General features: G+C 57.7%; 15 protein-coding genes and 1 other RNA gene. 11 read left to right on the top strand and 5 right to left on the bottom strand.

The window, feature by feature from the left end:
* Positions 1-11: 11 nt before the first annotated feature.
* Positions 12-1,442: an aldehyde dehydrogenase family protein gene (locus tag METFOR_RS08200; protein WP_015285657.1), complete on the top strand. Its 1,431-nt coding sequence runs from the start codon at positions 12-14 to the stop codon at positions 1,440-1,442.
* 8 nt (positions 1,443-1,450) lie between these two features.
* Here the strand turns inward: METFOR_RS08200 and METFOR_RS08205 are convergent, their stop codons facing one another.
* Complete coding sequence (locus tag METFOR_RS08205; protein ID WP_148277640.1) at positions 1,451-2,440, bottom strand: hypothetical protein; 990 nt, start codon at positions 2,438-2,440, stop codon at positions 1,451-1,453.
* Between the two features lie 208 nt (positions 2,441-2,648).
* Positions 2,649-2,986, bottom strand: an RNA gene (gene rnpB, locus METFOR_RS14745) — RNase P RNA component.
* Between the two features lie 139 nt (positions 2,987-3,125).
* On the opposite strand from rnpB, the gene METFOR_RS08210 reads away from it, so the two are divergent.
* The 10 genes from METFOR_RS08210 to METFOR_RS14560 all read left to right on the top strand — a co-directional run bounded on the left by METFOR_RS08210 (position 3,126) and on the right by METFOR_RS14560 (position 13,788).
* Complete coding sequence (locus tag METFOR_RS08210) at positions 3,126-3,689, top strand: TIGR00296 family protein (protein ID WP_015285659.1); 564 nt, start codon at positions 3,126-3,128, stop codon at positions 3,687-3,689.
* Between the two features lie 54 nt (positions 3,690-3,743).
* Positions 3,744-5,198, top strand: coding sequence for a tRNA guanosine(15) transglycosylase TgtA (tgtA, locus tag METFOR_RS08215; RefSeq protein ID WP_015285660.1), 1,455 nt, complete (start codon positions 3,744-3,746; stop codon positions 5,196-5,198).
* Positions 5,185-6,819: an archaeosine synthase subunit alpha gene (gene arcS, locus METFOR_RS08220; RefSeq protein WP_015285661.1), complete on the top strand. Its 1,635-nt coding sequence runs from the start codon at positions 5,185-5,187 to the stop codon at positions 6,817-6,819. Before tgtA ends, arcS begins: the two co-directional genes overlap by 14 nt.
* Before the next feature lie 86 nt (positions 6,820-6,905).
* Positions 6,906-8,099: a Re/Si-specific NAD(P)(+) transhydrogenase subunit alpha gene (locus tag METFOR_RS08225; RefSeq protein WP_015285662.1), complete on the top strand. Its 1,194-nt coding sequence runs from the start codon at positions 6,906-6,908 to the stop codon at positions 8,097-8,099.
* Entirely contained in the window at positions 8,096-8,407 is a 312-nt protein-coding gene (locus tag METFOR_RS08230; RefSeq protein ID WP_015285663.1) for an NAD(P) transhydrogenase subunit alpha, read from the top strand. Before METFOR_RS08225 ends, METFOR_RS08230 begins: the two co-directional genes overlap by 4 nt.
* 1 nt (position 8,408) lies before the next feature.
* The gene (locus tag METFOR_RS08235; protein ID WP_015285664.1) at positions 8,409-9,794 is read left to right on the top strand and encodes an NAD(P)(+) transhydrogenase (Re/Si-specific) subunit beta; all 1,386 of its coding nucleotides are present in this window, start codon (positions 8,409-8,411) and stop codon (positions 9,792-9,794) included.
* Positions 9,795-10,021: 227 nt separating this feature from the next.
* Positions 10,022-10,657 (top strand): vWA domain-containing protein, encoded by a 636-nt coding sequence (locus METFOR_RS08240; protein ID WP_148277641.1) that lies wholly within the window; start codon positions 10,022-10,024, stop codon positions 10,655-10,657.
* Between the two features lie 7 nt (positions 10,658-10,664).
* The gene (locus METFOR_RS08245) at positions 10,665-11,579 is read left to right on the top strand and encodes a PP2C family serine/threonine-protein phosphatase (protein ID WP_015285666.1); all 915 of its coding nucleotides are present in this window, start codon (positions 10,665-10,667) and stop codon (positions 11,577-11,579) included.
* Positions 11,579-12,931 (top strand): protein kinase domain-containing protein, encoded by a 1,353-nt coding sequence (locus tag METFOR_RS08250; protein ID WP_015285667.1) that lies wholly within the window; start codon positions 11,579-11,581, stop codon positions 12,929-12,931. Before METFOR_RS08245 ends, METFOR_RS08250 begins: the two co-directional genes overlap by 1 nt.
* Positions 12,928-13,788 carry a HEAT repeat domain-containing protein gene (locus METFOR_RS14560; protein ID WP_015285668.1) on the top strand — a complete coding sequence of 287 codons (861 nt, stop codon included), beginning with the start codon at positions 12,928-12,930 and terminating at the stop codon, positions 13,786-13,788. The genes METFOR_RS08250 and METFOR_RS14560 overlap by 4 nt, the downstream gene beginning before the upstream one ends.
* Positions 13,789-13,812: 24 nt before the next feature.
* Here METFOR_RS14560 and METFOR_RS08260 read toward each other — a convergent pair whose 3' ends face one another.
* Genes METFOR_RS08260 through ppk1 form a run of 3 tightly spaced genes read right to left on the bottom strand, consistent with a single transcriptional unit; the run spans position 13,813 to position 19,101 of the window.
* Positions 13,813-15,408 (bottom strand): Ppx/GppA phosphatase family protein, encoded by a 1,596-nt coding sequence (locus METFOR_RS08260; protein WP_015285669.1) that lies wholly within the window; start codon positions 15,406-15,408, stop codon positions 13,813-13,815.
* Positions 15,405-17,015, bottom strand: coding sequence for a CHAD domain-containing protein (locus METFOR_RS08265; RefSeq protein WP_015285670.1), 1,611 nt, complete (start codon positions 17,013-17,015; stop codon positions 15,405-15,407). Before METFOR_RS08265 ends, METFOR_RS08260 begins: the two co-directional genes overlap by 4 nt.
* Complete coding sequence (ppk1, locus tag METFOR_RS08270; protein WP_015285671.1) at positions 16,999-19,101, bottom strand: polyphosphate kinase 1; 2,103 nt, start codon at positions 19,099-19,101, stop codon at positions 16,999-17,001. Before ppk1 ends, METFOR_RS08265 begins: the two co-directional genes overlap by 17 nt.
* Positions 19,102-19,162: the final 61 nt, after the last annotated feature.

The raw sequence follows: 19,162 nt of genomic DNA on the forward strand, positions 1-19,162 counted from the left end.
TGCGATAACAGATGCTGATGCGGATTGGCGGGGTCGATGCAGAACCTGGCAATGACAGCTGGATACCGGTAATTAACCCGGCCACTGGTGATGAGATCGACCGTGTTCCAGAAGGGACAAAAGACGATGTTGAACGCGCAGTGGCCGCTGCAGATGCAGCTTTTTTTGTATGGAAGAAAAAAACGCAGCGTGAACGGGGAATGATCCTCTTTCGTGCTGCCGGGATTGTTCGGGAACAGCACAAGGACCTGGCACGTCTTCTCACCACGGAACAGGGAAAACCCCTTCGCGAATCCATTGACGAGATCCGGGGGTTTGCCAACATCCTTGAATTTTATGCCGGGATCTCCGGAGCCCAGAACGGCGAACTGGTCCGACTGGGTGCAACAGGAGATGCCCTTGTTACCCGTGAACCACTGGGCATTTGTGGTGCCATCATTCCCTGGAACATGCCGGTCCTTATCATGGGCTGGAAGGTCGGTCCTGCATTGCTGGCCGGCAACACCCTTGTCCTCAAACCTGCATCCTCGACACCGCTGACCACGCTCCGTCTTACACAGATCCTCGATACGGTGGGACTGTCCCCCGGAACCCTGAATATCATCACCGGTCCTGGCGAGACTGTCGGTGAAGCTATCGCGGAACACCCGTCAATAAAAAAACTCTCCTTTACGGGGAACTATGCAACAGGACAGCGGATCCGCGAACGCGCTGCCGGAAGCATTAAGGAACTTACGCTCGAACTCGGGGGATCCGACCCGATGATCGTTATGCCCGATGCGGATATCAACAAGGCCGTTGATGGCGCAATCCGGGGGAGGTTCTATAATGCGGGCCAGACCTGCACTGCCGTTAAACGTCTTTTTGTCCATGAATCCATTGCCACCGAATTCTCCCGCAAACTCAAACAGAATGCAGAGGCACTCAGGCTGGGGAATGGCCTTGATACCGGAACGGATATGGGCCCGCTCAACAGCGCCATCCAGCGTGAGCGTATCGAAATACTTATTAACAAGGTCCAGGATGCAGGGCAGGGCACTATCCTTACCGGGGGGACAAGGCCCGAGGGAGCGGAGTATTCACGGGGATTTTTCTTCCGGCCCACGGTAGTATCTGATGTGGAGAAGACCAGCGGGCTTCTGACCGGGGAAGTTTTTGGGCCGGTCCTGCCTGTCGTACCGGTGCCCGATCTGGACACTGCTATAACAGAGGCAAACCGTACATCATATGGTCTTGGGGCATCAATCTGGACGAACAACCTCCATACCGCAAAACGGGCATTTGACGAGATCCACGCCGGCATCATCTGGGTGAACCGGCACCTTACCGTTCCCCCGGAAATCCCGTTCGGCGGAATGAACGAGAGTGGCCTTGGGAGGGAGAATGGTCTTCATGCGCTGGAGAGCTACTCCCGGACAAAGACCCTGCTGCTCGGGTGGTGAGATCTCTCTCATCGTCTCCTGCTGATCTGGAGCAGGATGGCGGCAACGAGTCCGGAGAAGATTACCCACACTGGAACATCAGCATGGGTTGTTACAGGTTCGACTGTCCGAACCGTCGGGGTAGTGGCGATTGCAAAGGCGGTCTTTGTCTCAGGTAATGGTGTCATAGGAAGCTGGACCGTCGTTGTCGGGGCCGGTGTTGCTGCAAGGATATTGAAGGTGGCCGAACCTTTCACGTCCTGCAGGATCCCTTCAACCGTAATGATATATTCGTCCGGCCTGAATGTTGCCGAGTCAATGGCAAAAGACCACTGGTTTTTCCCGCCGGTTCCTGCAGTCACTTCCACAACACCGCTTGCTCCGGAATAGGCTCCGGACTGGCTTTTTTTTGTGGGGGAAAAAGAGGAGGAATAGACATCTACCTGGAGCTTGTCACCGACTGCAAGGTTTGTCGTGCCGGAGATCATGAATTTCTCACCCACAACATGGTCGCCAACCGGATTGACAAACGCATTCGGAGGATTGATGAAGAACGACACCGTGGCAAAGGTATCATCGACATTCTGGCTGCCGATTGCCCGCATGAGCGCTGACGCCGCATCCGAGCTCTGGAGATTGCCGGCGCGGGTCAGCTGAAAAATTGCTGTGCCGCTGCCGCTTCCCCCGCTGGCCTGCATCTGGCGATTGATCACCTGTCCAGTTGCCGCGGAGTAGGTAATATCATACTGCCCGTTCATCATGGGGTGCTGGACAATGACCAGATACTGGCCGGGAGCAAAGTTCTGTGTCTCGGTCGAGGTGATCTCATAGGTATAGGTATTGTCGCTGTTGACCTGTACGGTGGTGATCCTCACCATGTTATTGCCAATGAGCCAGATCTGAAGACCGTTTTGAGGATGACCGGTCGCAACACCGTTAATATACACGGGATCACCGTTGGATATTGTTGTCGAACCGGAAGATGCACCGGGAGTCAGGGTAACTGCTGTAGCAGGCATGCTCAGTAAAACGAAAAGGATAAGCGTAAGCGAACAACGCATGAAAGACCGACCCGGGATGACGGGGATGTTCATGATGGAATCCTCATACCATACTCTGGGAATGCCTGTTTAATATCCTGTTGTCATTATCCACGAAGCGTTATGATCAGGGGGTATTCAAGAATTAGTCTATGATACCCGTGCAAAGGATTCCACAATGAAAAGTGAGTGGGAGGAGTAAGCCTCCTTTTGTTTCAAGCGGCATTTAGCTCTGCGTCATACCCGGACGGATACCGGACGATCCATCTGTCCTGTTCTGACTTGCACCCGCAGGGATTCGCCGTTTCACCGTTTCCTGCCCGTGATCGCTCAGCGGGTTACTCGCATGGAGACCATGCTTCTCGCCGTAAGGCTCAACCGCATCATGACTGTTGGCAGGCCGTGTCGTTTCTGTGCCATTGCCGTGACTCTCGCCACCCGTACTTGCGTACGGCTGCGTGCCCGGTGGGTGGGGGGACTTTCCTCAGCAACATTTCTGTCACCGTCAGCCGCTCTCTCCCTCTCAGTATTCTATGGGCGGGCAGAGGAGATAAGCACAGCGTCAGGGCCGCCATTTCAGGATCATTTCCCGCATAGTGTGCAGATTCGATAGATTGGTATACCAGATGCACCAAGTCAGTCACAACAGAAGAAAGGAACTGCCATGGAACTGCTCACCGATGAAGAGGGGCTCATGGCGATCCGCTCTGCACGCGGCGCCGTTGAGTACGTCTGCGCAAAGAAGCCAAAACCTGTCCTGAAACTCACCCCGATATTCAATGAGAAGCGCGGGGTTTTCGTCACCCTTACAATAAACGGGCAACTCCGGGGATGTATCGGGCTTCCCTACCCGGTAATGCAGCTGGAGCAGGCAATCGAGCATGCCGCAACAGCGGCAGCAACAGAGGACCCCCGGTTTCCGCCGGTGGAAAAATCCGAGCTCCCGCAGATTACAGTCGAGGTCACTATCCTGACCGTTCCCGTGACGATAGAAGGCGACCCGGAAGACCGGCCGGGAAAGGTTGTTGTGGGACGGCACGGGCTCATTGCCCGGGGCATGGGAACAAGCGGACTCCTCCTCCCCCAGGTGGCAACCGAATATGGCTGGGATGCAAAGACCTTCCTCGACCATACCTGCATGAAGGCCGGCCTTCCTCACCACTGCTGGACCTACCCTTCGATTGAAGTCCTTACCTTTGAGGGCCAGATCTTCACCGAGAAGCACTGAGGGGAACCGTTTAACAGCCGGGAGCGCGCATGTACAAGGCGATCAGGGTATACCATGGCCATTGCATTTGAGAGCCTGTACAGCGACATTGCCGGGCGTTGCGGGAAACTGACGGTCGGGAAGAAAACGGTAAAGACCCCCGCGCTCCTGCCGGTCATCAACCCCCACCTCCAGCTCGTGACCCCTAAAGAGATGCAGGCAATGGGAGTCGAGGCCCTCATCACCAATGCCTACATATTCTCCCAGAGCAGGCAGTTCCGCGAGCGGGCACTCACCGAAGGGCTGCACAAAGTCCTGGACTTCGATGGCGTCATCATGACCGATTCCGGGTCGTTCCAGCTCTCGGTCTATGGCGAGGTCTCCATCACCAACACCGAGACCCTCTCGTTCCAGCGGGACATCGGGAGCGATATCTGGGTCCCGCTCGACATCCCCACCTCCCCGGCAGCAGACCGCGAGACAACCGAACGCGAGCTGGCCATCACCCTCCAGCGCCTTGCCGAGGCAAAGGAGGTCTTCGGGCCCGATGCGCCGATCGCCGGGCCGGTCCAGGGAGGAACGTTTGGCGATCTCCGCGAGTTGTCGGCACGGAAAGTCACGGAACTCGGCTTCACGTTCTGCCCCGTCGGTGCTGTAGTCCCCCTGATGGAATCATACCGGTACCGCGATCTCGTGAAAGTCGTGATGGCTTCGAAACGGGAACTCTCCCCCTCTGCCTGCGTCCATCTCTTCGGTGCAGGCCACCCCTCGATGTTCGCCCTTGCAACCGCGATGGGCTGCGACCTCTTCGACTCGGCCGCATATGCCCTGTATGCCAAGGATGGGAGATATCTCACTGCCCATGGGAGTTACCGCATTGAGGAACTTGCCGATCTCCCCTGTGCCTGCAGCGTCTGCCGGTCCCATACAGCCGAGGAACTCCGGGCAGCACCGGACCGGGAACGCCTGCTCGCACTCCACAACCTGTATGTGACCCTGGCCGAGATCTCGCGGGTCCGTCAGGCCATTGTCGATGGCACGCTCTGGGAACTCGTTGACGAGCGGTGCCGGGGTCATCCCCGGCTTCTCGATGGTTACCGGGAACTCCTTACCCACGCACCTGCACTTGCAGCCCATGACCGTGTATCAAAACGGCGCTTCTTCTACCGGGGTGACGAGAGCTGCCAGCGCACCGAAGTGCTGCGGTACCAGCAGCAGCTTGCCCGGCTCCGGCTCGGGAAGAATGTGCTTGTCGTGATCGATGGCAAAGTGCAGGGGGGGTACGATGATACGCTCTTCTTCAGGCCCCCGTTCGGCCCCTATCCCGCTGAACTGAGAGAAACATTCCCGATCGGGCCATGCGAAACCCCCGACTGGGATGCAGCGATGGTCCACCAGGGATGCAGGGGCATCCGGGCACTCGCAGAATCACATCCAAAATCCCGGATTGTGATCGCGGCCGGCCCGGCATGGGCCGGGCTCATCCGGGAAGAACTCGCGGAAATGGAGACTGTCGATGACGAAGTTTGATATCCGGAAACGCGACGGGCTTGCCCGCACCGGTGTGTTCGATGCAGGGGCCGGCCCCGTGCAGACACCGGTTGCCACGGATATGGAGTTCCTCTTTCCGGGACTTGCATCCGCCTCGTTCATCAACATCCCGCTTTCAGCCCCGGCAAAACTCGTGGAACAATACCCGCCGTCCATCACAAACGGCCCGGTTATCATCCACCCGCAACGGAAAAATACTGCAGAGAGCGGCGACTGCGTCATGGCTGCAGGCTGGCATACGGCGTTCTCCAATCCGAGGAATTATGTGGACTGGCTTGTCGGGCTCAAGGAGAAGACCCCTGCCGACACTGCCTGGTATGCCCCTGCTGCGGCCCTGCCAACGACTGTTGCCATACTCTGCTACTCCGGCTTTGACCTTTTCGATTACACAGCTGTTGACCTTAAGTCCGCGCAAGGCATCTTCTGCACTCCAGAAGGAGAGTTTCCTGCCAATGCAATGGAATCTGGTATCTGCACCTGCCCCGGCTGCAAAACCGGCAATCTCAAAGAACACAATCGCGAAGCATTGCGCCGGGAGATCGCACTCGTCGCCCGGTTCATCCGGCAGGCACAGCTCCGCGACCTGGTTGAATCCCGGTGCCGGATGGAGGCAAACCAGGTTGCCATCATGCGCTACCTGGACCGCCACGATACATTCACGGAGCAAGCGCAGCCCATTGCGCGAAGCGGGGTGATGCGGGCAAACTCTGCCGAGACCATGCAGCGGGCCGAGGTGCAGCGCTTTGCCGAACGGGTCCTTTCGCGCTATGTCCCGCCACCAAAATGCGATGTTGCCGTGCTCCTGCCCTGTTCAGCGAGAAAACCCTACTCGCTCTCGCAGAGCCACCGCCGGTTCCAACAGGCTATCGGGGGAAGGGCCCACGAACTGATCGTCACCTCCCCGCTCGGCCTGGTCCCGCGCGAACTGGAGTGCGTCTATCCTGCCGGCCATTACGATGTGCCGGTCACCGGGTACTGGGATGCCGAAGAGTGCGCATTCATCTCCGGGATTCTTGCACGCTATTTCGCACGCCACCGCTACCGGCGGATCATCGCCCATCTCGAAGGTGGGGCGCTCCTTGTTGCCCGTCAGGCGGCGGAGATTGCCGGTATCACGCTGGAATTCTCCTGCACCGATGATCCGGCAGGTCCTGCTGCCCTGAACGCGCTCGACGCAGCCCTTGCGGGGGAACGGAGGATCAAGGACAACCATCTCCATGGGATGCTCTCCTACCAGTTCGGGGCGGATGTCGATACCAAAGGCATTGTCTCCCGGGGTCGTTTCCCCGAGCTCTTTTACAGCAAAGGCACCACCCAGTTCTTCTCCATCGATACCGGCACCGGCCTCCTCCGCCCCACGTTCGATGGCTGGGCCCTTATCCCGGAGGGTTATCGTGTTACCATCGACGATTTCGTACCGGAGGGAGATGTCCTTATCCCCGGCGTGACCGGTGCCGACCCGGCGATCCGGGATGGCGATGAGGTCCTTATCACCGGAAAGCGCGTCCTTGCAACCGGCCGTGCAGCCCTGCCGGCGGGAGAGATGCTCCGTTCGCGGCGGGGCGTTGCCGTGCGGGTGCGTAAGATAAAGAGACTGTAGAACAAATTCGTACGATACATTTCAACCAGAAATGGAGTGAACAGGTTGTTACGTTGCGAGAAAGCTGACCAGGCAGGGTGGACACAGTGAGCGCCCCTGCCCATGCACAGGACGGGCAGGGTGCAGGCCCTGCGGTAAAGCCGGCGATCATTGCCGTTGTGAAGGAATCTGCTGTCGGGGAACTCCGGGTTGCCACCGTGCCTGAGGTTGTCCAGAAACTGGCAAAAGCCGGCCATGAAGTCCGGGTCGAGAAAACTGCCGGCACAGGAGCATACTATCCCGATGAGATCTATGCTGCTGCCGGAGCAACAATCGTACCCGGCCGGCAAGAGCTCCTGAAAGGGGCCCAGGTCGTCCTCTGCGTCCAGCCCCCGACCGTTGAAGATGCGGAGCAGTTTGCCGAAGGAACCATTGTCATCGGCTTCATGAACCCCGCAGGAAACCTCGAGGCAATCAGGAAGATGCGGGACCGTAAGGTCACTGCCTTTGCGCTCGAACTCGTGCCGCGTATCACCCGGGCACAGGGTATGGACGCGCTCAGTTCCCAGGCAACCGCTGGCGGGTATGCCGCAGTTGTCATGGGTGCCGCAAACTGCCCGAAGTTCCTCCCGATGCTCACGACTGCTGCCGGAACGATACGTCCTGCAACCGTCCTCATCCTCGGTGCTGGTGTTGCCGGCCTCATGGCCATCGCCACGGCAAAGAGGCTCGGCGCCCTTGTCGAGGCCTACGATGTCCGCCGCGCAGCCGGCGAACAGGTCCGGAGCCTTGGCGCAAAGTTCCTCGAGCTCGAGATCAATGCCGAGGGCCAGGGCGGGTACGCCCGCGAGCTCACTCCCGAGGAGAAGGCACTGGAGCAGGAGATGGTCTCCGCTGCCGTTGCAAAGGCCGATATTGTCATTACCACCGCAGCCATTCCCGGCCGTAAAGCCCCGGTCCTCATCACGAAAGAGACCGTTGCCCGGATGCGCCCGGGTGCCGTCATCGTGGACCTGGCTGCCGAGACCGGCGGGAACTGCGAACTGACACAGGCCGGAAAGACCCTCATCGAGCATGGCGTCACCATCATCGGCCCGAGGAACCTCCCGGCACGGGTGCCGTTCCATGCAAGCCAGATGTACGCAAAGAACCTCCAGTCCTTCCTTTCGCTGGTTGTTGCAAAAGACGGTTCGCTCGTGAAAGACTATTCCGACGAAATCCTTGCCGCAAGCCTGCTCGTCCATGAAGGCGAGGTGCGCCATGCACCGACCCGTGACCTCATTGGCGGAGGAAAACCATGACCGATATCTCTGCATTCTGGACTGCCATCTATATCGCAATGCTCGCCGCGTTTACCGGCTATGTTGTCATCAACCGGGTTCCGGTCATCCTGCACACGCCCTTGATGAGCGGGTCGAACTTCATCCACGGGATAGTCCTTGTCGGCGCCATGGTGGCCCTCGGCCTTGCCGCAACGCCGCTCGAACAGGCCATTGGTTTTGTGGCCGTTGTCCTTGGCGCGGCAAACGTCACCGGCGGCTATGTCGTGACCGAGCGGATCCTCCAGATGTTTGACAAGAGCGGCAAGAAGCCGGGAAAGGAGGCATAAGATGACCGACCTTTCCTTCCTCATCGAACCGATCTACATCGCCACGATCTTCTTCTTCATCGTAGGCCTCCAGCGGATGAGCCACCCGCTCACGGCCCGGAGCGGCATTATCTGGGCCGGCGCCGCGATGTTCATTGCAACCATCGTCACGTTCTTCACTCCTGACCTCACCAACCTTGCCCTGATCGCGATCGCTATCGTCATCGGGGGCGGTTTCGGGTACATCGCCGCAAAGCGCGTTGCCATGACCGATATGCCCCAGATGATTGCGCTCTACAATGGCATGGGTGGCGGTGCAGCTGCCTGTATCTCGGCCGTTGCGCTCCTCGTCACCACGACCCCCGTCACCGGTGCGTTGGCCGTTATTGGTGGGCTCATCGGGGCGGTCTCGTTCTCGGGAAGCATTATCGCGTTCCTGAAGCTCCAGGGTTTGATGCCGGCACGGGCGATCAGCTTCCCGGGCCAGCAGATCCTGAACATGGCAGTCCTCGCCCTTGCCGTCATCTCCGGGGCCTGCATCATCCTCCAGCCGGCATTCATCCCGTTCACGGTAGCAGCCTACCTGCCACTCTTCTTTATCCTCGCGCTCGGCTTCGGCCTCCTCATGACCCTCCCGATCGGTGGCGCAGACATGCCGGTCGTCATCTCCATGTACAACGCCTTCACCGGTCTTGCCGTGGCACTTGACGGGTTCTCGTTTGCAACCCCCAACTATGCCATGATCGTTGCCGGTGTGATTGTCGGTGCTGCAGGTTCACTCCTCACTCTCCAGATGGCAAAGGCCATGAACCGCTCGCTGACGAATGTCTTCTTTGGCGCATTCGGCGCAAAGGACGAGAGCGGCGGGGAAGTGAAGGGCAGCATGAAAGCGATCGAGACCGACGATGCTGCGATCCTCCTTGCCTATGCAAACAAGGTAATCATCGCACCCGGATACGGCATGGCCGTTGCCCAGGCCCAGCAGAAGGTCAAGGAGCTCACCGACCTGCTCGCAAGTAAAGACATCACGGTAAAATTTGCCATCCACCCGGTAGCAGGACGGATGCCCGGGCACATGAATGTCCTGCTTGCCGAGGCTGGGGTCTCGTACGACCAGCTCTTTGACCGGGACGAGATCAACCCGGAGTTCCCGGCAACGGATGTTGTCCTTGTGATTGGTGCAAACGACACGGTCAACCCCGCAGCGCACCGCCAGGGCAGCCCGCTCTTTGGGATGCCGGTCCTCGATGTCGAACAGGCAAAGAACGTCATTGTCCTGAAGCGGGGCCAGGGACGGGGCTTTGCCGGGATCGAGAACGACCTGTTCTACCGTGACAACACGAGAATGCTCTATGGCGACGCACAGGAAACCGTCGGAAAACTTGTGCAGTCCCTCAAGAAATTATAAAACTCCCCACCAACTCTTCTTTTCTTTTCATCCCCGTTTTCACGAACCGGGCAGTACCGTGTCTGCCTTCAGAAAAACGGCCCGGAAACGGTGAACTTATATGGTTATCTGCCAGATTGAATGGTAAGCGAGGGGGTATTATCATAGACGATACAATTCCGATTCCTGATGGGCAGGTTGCCAAAAAGAAGCTGCACTTTTTCTGGCTCGCGGATTGTTCCGACTCCATGCGGGGAAAGAAGATCGCGACCCTGAACCAGGCAATCCGCGAGGCAATCCCTGAGGTCCAGAAAGCGGTCGCTGCCTATCCCCAGGTGGAGATCTTCATGCGGGCTATCAGATTCTCCGATGATGCGGCCTGGCATGTCGGACCAGACCCGATCCCTCTGGCCGACTTCACCTGGCCGGAACTGGAGACAGCGGGGCTTACCGCCACTGCAAAGGCCATCAATCTCCTCACGGGCGAACTTTCCGTTGAACACATGCCCCGCCGCGGACTCCCCCCGGTCTGTATCCTTGTCTCCGACGGTTTCTGTACCGATCCCCGTGATGAATACGACAACGCCATTGCCGAGCTTTCGAAGATCCCCTGGGGCGTAAAAGCTGTCCGGCTCGCCATCGCTATTGGGGATGAATCGGATTACAATGAACCCGAGCTCCTGAAGTTTGTCAACCAGGACCAGATCGGCCTCCTGAAAGCGCATTCTCCGGAGGAACTGGTCACCTATATCAAGTGGGCTTCGGTGTCGGCATCGGTTGCCTCGTCCCGGGGCAGGAGCCGGAGCACCGCCATGGAAGATACATCAAATGTCTCCCTTGAATCGCCACCCCCGATGATAACCTCCAATACCGATTTGTTCTAGACCATTCATGCCTGAGCCCCGACAATTCCTCTGTGCATGCGACCCATCGCTTGGGTGGGCGTTCGGGTGCAGCCGGACAGGGGCGTCCCACATCCGGCTTTCCCGACCCTGTGAAGACGCCTACGCGATCTATAGCGGAGCTTCTGGTGCGATTCCCTGCATCGCAGTCGCCATTGCTGACGGCCATGGTGACCCACGTCACGATATGAGCGGGACCGGCGCATCCCTTGCCGTACAGGCCGGGGTGGATGAGCTCACCGGCTTCCACCGTATGCGTGTCCATACTGTCCCGCCGCATATCCTCCGCTCGGAGTTCAAAGCGGATTTTCCCCGGAGAATTACCCGCCGCTGGAGGGATTATGTCCAGGCCGATGCAGCCACCCATGAGATAGCAAGGCCGGAATCAGATCCCTATATCCGCTATGGATCAACCCTTATTTCGGCTCTCATCGTTGCCGATACCATCCTTATCGGCCAGATCGGTGACGGGGATATAGTCCTGGTCCGGCCAGACGGGACTATCGAATCCCCGATCCCTCCCGAGACCCGGCTTGTGGGAAAGGAGACCCACTCGCTCTCGTCCCGGGATGCCCATCTTCTCTGGCGGACCGCAACTCTCGACCGGGAGAATGGCGGTGTCCTCATTGCCGCAACTGACGGCGTTTCAGACTCGTTTGACAGTACGGCAGGCGGGGAATTTTTCACGTTTGTCAAAAGCCTTGTTGACCGGGTGAAGGATTTTGGGATCGAGAGTGTTGCCGGTTCGATGGCAGGATGGCTTGACCGGTACTCCGAACTTGCAAGCGGGGATGACATGACAATCGTCTTTGTGAGTATCAATCCTGATGAGAGTATCCCCCCCTCACCCATACATGAACCAGAACCAGACGAAAAGGCCCCGGGCCTCACGGAGTGCTGGTAATGCCCCTTGCTATAGGTCAACGGGTAAAGGCCGAACTTTCAGGCACGGAACTGCACGTCATCCGGAAACTCGGTGAAGGGACCCAGGGAGAGGTCTATCTTGTCGAAGGAACGCAGGGGTACCAGGCCGTCAAATGGTACAAACCCGAACAGGCAACGAAGGAACAACGATCGGCAGTGCTGTATCTTGTCCGGACCGGCCCCCCGTTCGGCGCAGCCGGCCGGAGGTTTATCTGGCCCCTCGATCTTGTCACCGTACAGGACCCTTCCCAGTTCGGGTACCTGATGACGCGGATCGATACGCAACAATTTGCAGAACTTGGTGAGATCTGGGCACATATCAAACCGGTTCCCAACTTCTCATCCCTTTGCGAGATCTCGTACCAGCTTGCCAACAGTTATCGCGCCCTCCATCTGTCCGGTCACTGTTACCGCGATATCTCTGCCGGCAACCTGATGTTTGATCCGGTAACGGGTGATGTCCTGATCTGCGACAATGATAATGTCGGGGTCAACCGCCAGTCCCGCTGCCAGGTCTGGGGAACAATGGAATACATGGCACCCGAGATCATCCGGGGGGAGGCCGATCCCTCAACCCAGACAGACCTTCATTCGCTTGCCGTCCTCCTCTTCTACCTCTGGGTCTGGCACCACCCGTTCCATGGGGAGATGGAGTACCGTTTTCACTGCTGGGACATCCCGGCCAAGAAGAAAGTGTATGGCGAATCACCGGTCTTTGTCTTTGATCCGGAGAACCCGGTAAACTGCCTGCCCCCGGACCCTGATTATGCCATTGCACGCGAACGCTGGGGATACTGTCCATCTGACCTGCAGGATCTGTTCCTCCGGGCCTTCACGGACGGCCTTCACGATCCATCAAGAAGGGTCACCGAGGGCGAATGGCAGAACCTGTTCTCCGCAATAAAAGACCGGATCATTGCCTGCCCAAAATGCCGCGCAGAAAACTTTCTTGAAGAAACCGGCAGGCCGGGTTCCTGCTGGTACTGCCACATCACCCTTCCTGCACCTCCGTCCCTTGTTGTGAAGCGTCCATCCGGGGAGATCTCCATTGCTCTCTCAAACGGCACCACGATCCGGCGAAGGCATGTCTCCCTGACCCCGGCCAATGATGACGGGGGGGCAATTATCGGCATTGTTGTACCGCACCCTTCAATAACCGGTGCTTCCGGGATCCGGAACACCACCAGGACACCATGGAACGCGGAATTTCCGGATGGGAGCGCAGCAATCGTCTCTCCGGGTCGCGCAGTCCCGTTGAATCCCGGGACCACCATTACGATCGATGGAGTAGTTCTTACTATTGTTGCCCCTCCTACAACGGTGATACCATGAACGATGACGCAAGGACCATCCTTCTTTCGCTGGTCTCCCGCTACGGTACATCCATTGCATCAGACCCGCTCCGGTGCGAAGCACTGCTCCGGGACACCTGCCCGCGGTGTCGCCGCGAGATCTTCGTTCTTGTCAATGCCGTACGCCAGCAGATTCCCGCGGATCTTCTCTCTCCCCGTCATTCCCTCACGCCGGAACTGTTCCGGAGTTTTCTCAAAAAGCGTTTGCAGGACGAACTCGCATTCTCGGATGAGGCCGCCACTTGGGCTGTTGAAACCTGGGCAACGGCACTGGGTATCAATACAATAAAGAATTCCGCAAAATCCGGTCTATCACACGGGGTGGGGGATCGTAAGCAGGGGGTAACGTTTCCGGAAGATAAAAAGTCAGAGACCGATCCAGAACAACGGGCAGAGTGGGCTGCCAGTCTCGACTCCAAAGACAGTACGGTCCGTCTTGCTGCAATCCAGGCAATGGCGCGGGATCCGGATAACGAGACCCTCCATCTCCTGGTCACCGCACTGGAGAATCCGTCCTGGAACATCCGGGAAGCAGCGTTCGATGCACTAATTGATGCCGGTGGCCGTGGAGTTCCGCACCTGATCGATGCACTCGGCGATTCGCATGAGCGGGTTGTCACGACCGCAGCTCTTGCTCTTGGGGCACTCCAGGCGCAGGAGGCCACGGAACCACTCATCGCCCTGCTTGAACAAGGCAGGATACGTATCCCGGCAGCCATCTGGGCACTTGGCGAGATCCGGGACAGCCGGGCAATCACACCCCTGACGAAATTCCTGAACAACCGCGATCCGCAGATCGTTGCTGAGGCCGAGGCGGCATTAAAAAAGTTCGCGTAGCAGGGAACTGAAGAGCACTACCGATCAGGATGACGGGTTTTCCATCACCGAGAAGACCAGATTCCGGCCAAATGCTTTCTCAAATGCCCGTTTCTCATTCTCGATCCCCCAGATCTCCAGCTGGCATTCCCCCCGTGCCTGGATTTCGAGCCGGGCTGTATCCTTGTTGGCAGCAGTGAAACGGACATGCTGCACAAGGGCAGCATGGCTCCGGTCCAGGCTCTCTCCCAGACGCAGGAAACAGGAGAGGAGACGGAGTGCCCGCTGGTCGCGGGGATCCAGGTCCGTGACAAAGGTGTCTTTTTTCCGCGGGCTCTTTTTTCTGTGGAACCGTGCCAGCATGGCGATAAGGTTCACTTCCCGGTCATTGAAACCAAGAAGTTCGGAATTCCGGATAATGTAATACGAGTGCGCATGGTGGTTGGTAAACGATATGAACGAACCGATATCATGGAGGAACGCTGCATACTCGAGCAGTTCCCGTTCAGCATCGGAAAAATCATGGAGCTTCTTTGTCTTTGCCGAATCGAACATTTCGAGCACGAGATTGGTTACCGTACGGGCATGGATTTCATTGATTCCGCAGGACCTTCCGAGCTGAAGGACGCTCCGCTGCCGGGGCGTCAGTTCTCCCATCAGGGGGAAGTTGTCCATCCGGGAGAGGTAATCGACAAGCAGTCCATCCTGCAACCCGCGGCTGGTAACAGAGATCTCCAAAAGGCCCAGTTCCTTCATGAAGACTTCGAGTATGATAGCGCCGGGAATGATGATATCCGCGCGCTCGGGATTGATCCCCGGCACCCGCCTTCGCTGTTCAAGCGTCAGCGGTGAAAGGAGTTCTATGAGCTTCTTTACTTCCTTGTATTTCAGCGTCAGCCCGTTTGACCGGGGTTCGGTCACTGATGCAGGATGGTGTGCCTTCCCGGCAATTTCCGCAAGGTTCATGATCGTGCCGGATCCCCCGATGGCACATTCAGGTTTCAGCGAACGGATGGCAGCGGTTGCATGGACAATGGCATTCCGGACATGCTGCTGGATCTTTTTCTGCTGTACAGGTCCGACAATCCCCCGTTCGTCCGGGGAGGGATAGGTATTGGCGAGCCGTATGGCCCCGATACGGAAACTGTCAAGATGGGTATATCCTTGTGCATCACCGATGGCGATCTCGGTGCTCCCGCCGCCGATATCGATGCAGAAGATTCTTCGGCCGGCAAGATGGATTGCGCTCGCCACACCGAGATAAATAAGGCGGGCCTCTTCGCGGCCGGAGATAACCCGTATGTCCAGCCCTGCTTCCTGCCGGATGCGGTGCAGCAGCTCGTTCTGGTTTGAGGCCTCTCGGGTAGCCGACGTGGCAACCGCGACAAATTCCTCAGTATGGAAGGTGCGGGCAAGGTCCACAAACATCTTTGCCACGATAACGGCCCGTTCCATCGCAGCCAGGGTGATCTCCTCTGCTTCGAACTCTCCCTCCCCGAGACGCACCTGCTGCTTCTGGCGCGAGAGAATGGTATACGAATGATTCGGGTTGAGCCGGACAATGAGCATACGGAACGAATTTGTCCCGAGATCGATGAACGTGACGACCCGTCCTTCCGGCCCGATAGTTCCGTCACTCACCGGAAAACCAGCTCCCGTTGGAATGCTTCCCGAAAGAGGTCGGCCTGCGACAGGGCACGCTCCTTTTCCCGCGAGACGTCACCGCTTGCAACGACATCGCAGAGAATCTCTTTTTTTCCGATGATGCAGTGGATCTCCCGGACTGCACCGGAATGGAAATGATCCAGGGCATTTCCTATGCGGAGGAGGACGGCAAGCCGGACAACAGCATCCTGATCATTTTCTGAGAGAAGGGAGAAGAGCGGGTGCGAACGGATCCGGACCTTCCCGTTATGGCTGGATGCGATGAGGCCTGCAACAGAACGACCAGCCATATCAAGCGGCAGGGACTCATCAGAAAAGATTCGGGCGGCTGACCGTTCACGGTGCTTTCTCTTCCCACGGGTCATCCCGATGTCGTGAAGCATCGCGGCGCATTCGAGAAGTGCACGGTATTGTTCGGAAAGATGGTGCACGTGAACGAGACCATCAAAGAGCATGAGCGAGAGCCGGGCTACGTTCTGGTGATGGGCAAATCCTGCAGGCCATGACGATGCCAGATCAGCGCTTGCAGTACGAAGGGCTGCTGAGTCCAGCATCTGCTCACAGCGATATTCCCGTTTCCTTCCGTTGACAAGCGTGCCAGAAACCAAATTCCAGGTCTTCTCGTCGTTCAGTTCCTGCCAGTACTGCACCAGGTGCCGGTGGATTCTCTCGCGTTCCTGTTCGCGGTCCTTTAAGAACAACCGAAGGCTGGCAAGCGTTGCCGTATCCGGGCCCTTCTTTTTCGACCTCATCCGGCCCCGCTCATAAAGGAGCAGCCGCGTTACGTGATCGATCCAGACATCGCAGTCATGGAGATCGCCAAGGATCTGCTGGAGGTTCTTTGCTGCTGCATGCGGTTTTTTCAGCCCGTTGCGGTAGACAGGGCCATAGACTTCCATAGTGTATCGCAGCTTCTTGGCTGCAATCCGCATGGCATGGTGTTCAGCAACTGCGTCGGTATGATGGAGCCATGGTTCATAGGACTGCATGGCGGCAAGACGGGAGCTGATCCGGAATGCAGCCATGGTCGGGATGCCCCGCGCAATCGATGAAGGCGGTGCATTATGGGTGCCAGAGGTTTTTTGTGCAAATAACTCCTCCATTTCCGGAATAATCCTGCTCTTCTCCAGCGCATCAAGCGCAAAGACTACCCCTTCCTGTGCCTGTGTGCGCCGAGTATGGAGATCGCCAATAAGATACGCAAATGCCGGCTCCAGCTCATGCCTGTCAGGAGTTGCAGGATTTTTGCCAGGAACCGGTGCTCCGGGATCCGTCTTTTGGTACTCTGTAAGAAACGCTATCTGGACATCGATATCCCGCGCTTCACCCAAAGCACGGGTAATTCCGGTAATCTCCCGGATCCACCGGGCATACGGTCTTTCGGAAAAGCAGGTCCCAAAAAGGGGAAGGGCGGCACGGAGCCGGCGGGATGCAACCCGCATGCGGTGAATGTATTCACGGTCTTTTGCATCACGGACACCGGCAATCTCTTTTTCAAATGCTGCAAGGAGCGGGGGCAGACACTGCTGCGAGAACCAGCGAAGGCCGGGGCCGCACGCCTGCCGTTTAAAGGTGCTGGTCATACCAGGCACCCCGGTGCTCGATAAGCCATGACTGGGCGTTCATAGGAGTCTCGCCGGGAACGGACGCCCTGCGGGAGTACGTGCCGTCGGAATGCAGGCAGCGTGTTTTGACAGTATCCCCCAGCTGGACCGGGAGAATGGTAGCAATGACCGCCTTTTTCAGCAACTCGTTTTCCACCGGGAAGAGGACTTCCACGCGCTTATCAAGATTGCGTGGCATAAGGTCTGCACTGCCCAGCCAGACTTCTTCGTTCCCGCCATTGTGGAAGTAATAGACCCGGGCATGCTCGAGAAAGCGTCCGACAATAGCAGAGACACGGATGTTCTCGCTGATCCCGGGTAATTCCGGGCGGAGGCAGCAGATCCCCCGTACCTGCAGGTCCACCCTGACACCGGCCGCTGAAGCACGGTACAGGGCCGCGATACAGGCAGCATCGACAAGGGCATTCATCTTGAAGATCAGGTTCCCGTCGCCATGCGATCTCTGCCGGGCGATCTCACGGTCGATTTTCTGGAGGATCATCTTCCGGATGGTGACCGGGGCCACCATCAGCTTGGCGTATTGTTCGATCCGGGCATAACCGGTAAGGAAGTTGAAGAGATTGGCAACATCCTCGCCAATACCCGGATCGCAGGTCATGAGCCCGAAATCCGTATAAATCCGGGCGGTTGCGGCATTGTAATTGCCGGTTCCCAGGTGCATGTACCGGCGAATCCCGTCTTTCTCGCGCCGCACCACCATACAGAGTTTGGCATGGACCTTGAGGTTGACGACTCCATACACCACATGAACGCCAAGTCGTTCCAGTGCCCGCGCCCAGCCGATGTTGTTCTCCTCATCGAAGCGTGCCTTGAGCTCGATCAACGCTGCAACGGTCTTGCCATTCTCCCGAGCCTCCATCAGGGCATTGACAATAGGCGAATTCGGGCCCACGCGGTAGAGCGTGATCTTGATCGCAAGCACGTCGGGATCACGGGCAGCCTGCCGGATGAAGTTGACGACCGGTGTAAAACTGTCATACGGGTGATAGAGAAGAATGTCATGACGCCGGATCGCGGAAAAGACATCCTGGTCATCAGCAAGGTCTTCCGGTGTTGAGGGGAGGAACGGAGAATCCTTGAGTTCGGGACGGTCAAGAGACATCAGCTGCATCAGGTCGGCCATTCCCACCGGGTGGGCAACGCGGTAGATCATGGACTTGGGAACACCCAGTTTTGAGCCAAGCGTGTGGCAGATCCCGTCATGCATGGAACATTCAACCTCAATGCGGACCGGCTTGCCCCGTGCACGTTGCTCCACAACTTCCTCGACCGTGGTGAGCAGGTCGGACGCCTCGTCCACTTCAATCTCCAGATCTGCGTCGCGGGTGATGCGGAACGGAAATGAAGCTATAACTTCGAGTCCCGGGAAGAGCATGTCAAGGTGGGCGGCAATAATCTCTTCGAGATATACAAACTGGACAAGGGAGTCATCGTTTCGGGTACTTCCATCAGCATCGGGAATCCTGACCAGTCGCGGGAAGAGCTTGGTCGGCACCTTGACCCGTGCAAAGAATTCTTTGCCGGTATGGTCCCGGACCATGATGGCGAGGTTGAGGGAAAGGTTCGAGATAAACGGGAACGGGTGCGAGCTGTCAAATGCAAGCGGGGTTAAGACCGGAAAGATCTCTTCAACAAAGAACCGGTCCATGGCCGATTTCTGCCGGTCGGTCAGGGCATGGTATTTCCGGAGGAGGATCCCCTGTTCGGCAAGCCGGGGCAGGAGTTCCTTGTGCCAGCAGTCGTCCTGTGCCTGCAGGTCAGGGAGGAGCATCGTGTGGATTGCATCCAGCTGCTGGCCGGCAGTCATCCCGTCCGGTGGTGCCTTGAGCACGCCTTTCCTGAGCTGCCGCTGCAGCCCCGAAACGCGGATCATGAAGAATTCGTCCAGGTTGTTGGCAAAGATGGAAAGGAACTTCACCCGTTCAAGCAGGGGGTGGCTTTCGTCCAGGGCCTCGTCCAGTACATGCCGGTTGAACAGTATCCAGCTCAGTTCGCGGTTGATATAGAGAGACGGATCATCATACCGCATTTCCTGCGCGTCCATATATTCCCCCGGAGTAATCCGCCGGAAAGGTGCTCCCCGGCGTGTCCATCAGTAGTGATGG

The sequence above is a fragment of the Methanoregula formicica SMSP genome (genome assembly GCF_000327485.1).
Taxonomy (GTDB): Archaea; Halobacteriota; Methanomicrobia; order Methanomicrobiales; family Methanospirillaceae; genus Methanoregula; species Methanoregula formicica.

What these genes read in the sequence shown, in the direction of transcription:
- METFOR_RS08200 (WP_015285657.1), top strand. Translation starts at nt 12, where the DNA reads ATGCTGATGCGGATTGGCGGGGTCGATGCAGAACCTGGCAATGACAGC.
- METFOR_RS08205 (WP_148277640.1), bottom strand. Translation starts at nt 2,440, where the DNA reads ATGCCTGCTACAGCAGTTACCCTGACTCCCGGTGCATCTTCCGGTTCG.
- METFOR_RS08210 (WP_015285659.1), top strand. Translation starts at nt 3,126, where the DNA reads ATGGAACTGCTCACCGATGAAGAGGGGCTCATGGCGATCCGCTCTGCA.
- tgtA (WP_015285660.1), top strand. Translation starts at nt 3,744, where the DNA reads ATGGCCATTGCATTTGAGAGCCTGTACAGCGACATTGCCGGGCGTTGC.
- arcS (WP_015285661.1), top strand. Translation starts at nt 5,185, where the DNA reads ATGACGAAGTTTGATATCCGGAAACGCGACGGGCTTGCCCGCACCGGT.
- METFOR_RS08230 (WP_015285663.1), top strand. Translation starts at nt 8,096, where the DNA reads ATGACCGATATCTCTGCATTCTGGACTGCCATCTATATCGCAATGCTC.
- METFOR_RS08235 (WP_015285664.1), top strand. Translation starts at nt 8,409, where the DNA reads ATGACCGACCTTTCCTTCCTCATCGAACCGATCTACATCGCCACGATC.
- METFOR_RS08240 (WP_148277641.1), top strand. Translation starts at nt 10,022, where the DNA reads ATGCGGGGAAAGAAGATCGCGACCCTGAACCAGGCAATCCGCGAGGCA.
- METFOR_RS08245 (WP_015285666.1), top strand. Translation starts at nt 10,665, where the DNA reads ATGCCTGAGCCCCGACAATTCCTCTGTGCATGCGACCCATCGCTTGGG.
- METFOR_RS08250 (WP_015285667.1), top strand. Translation starts at nt 11,579, where the DNA reads ATGCCCCTTGCTATAGGTCAACGGGTAAAGGCCGAACTTTCAGGCACG.
- METFOR_RS14560 (WP_015285668.1), top strand. Translation starts at nt 12,928, where the DNA reads ATGAACGATGACGCAAGGACCATCCTTCTTTCGCTGGTCTCCCGCTAC.
- METFOR_RS08265 (WP_015285670.1), bottom strand. Translation starts at nt 17,015, where the DNA reads ATGACCAGCACCTTTAAACGGCAGGCGTGCGGCCCCGGCCTTCGCTGG.
- ppk1 (WP_015285671.1), bottom strand. Translation starts at nt 19,101, where the DNA reads ATGGACGCGCAGGAAATGCGGTATGATGATCCGTCTCTCTATATCAAC.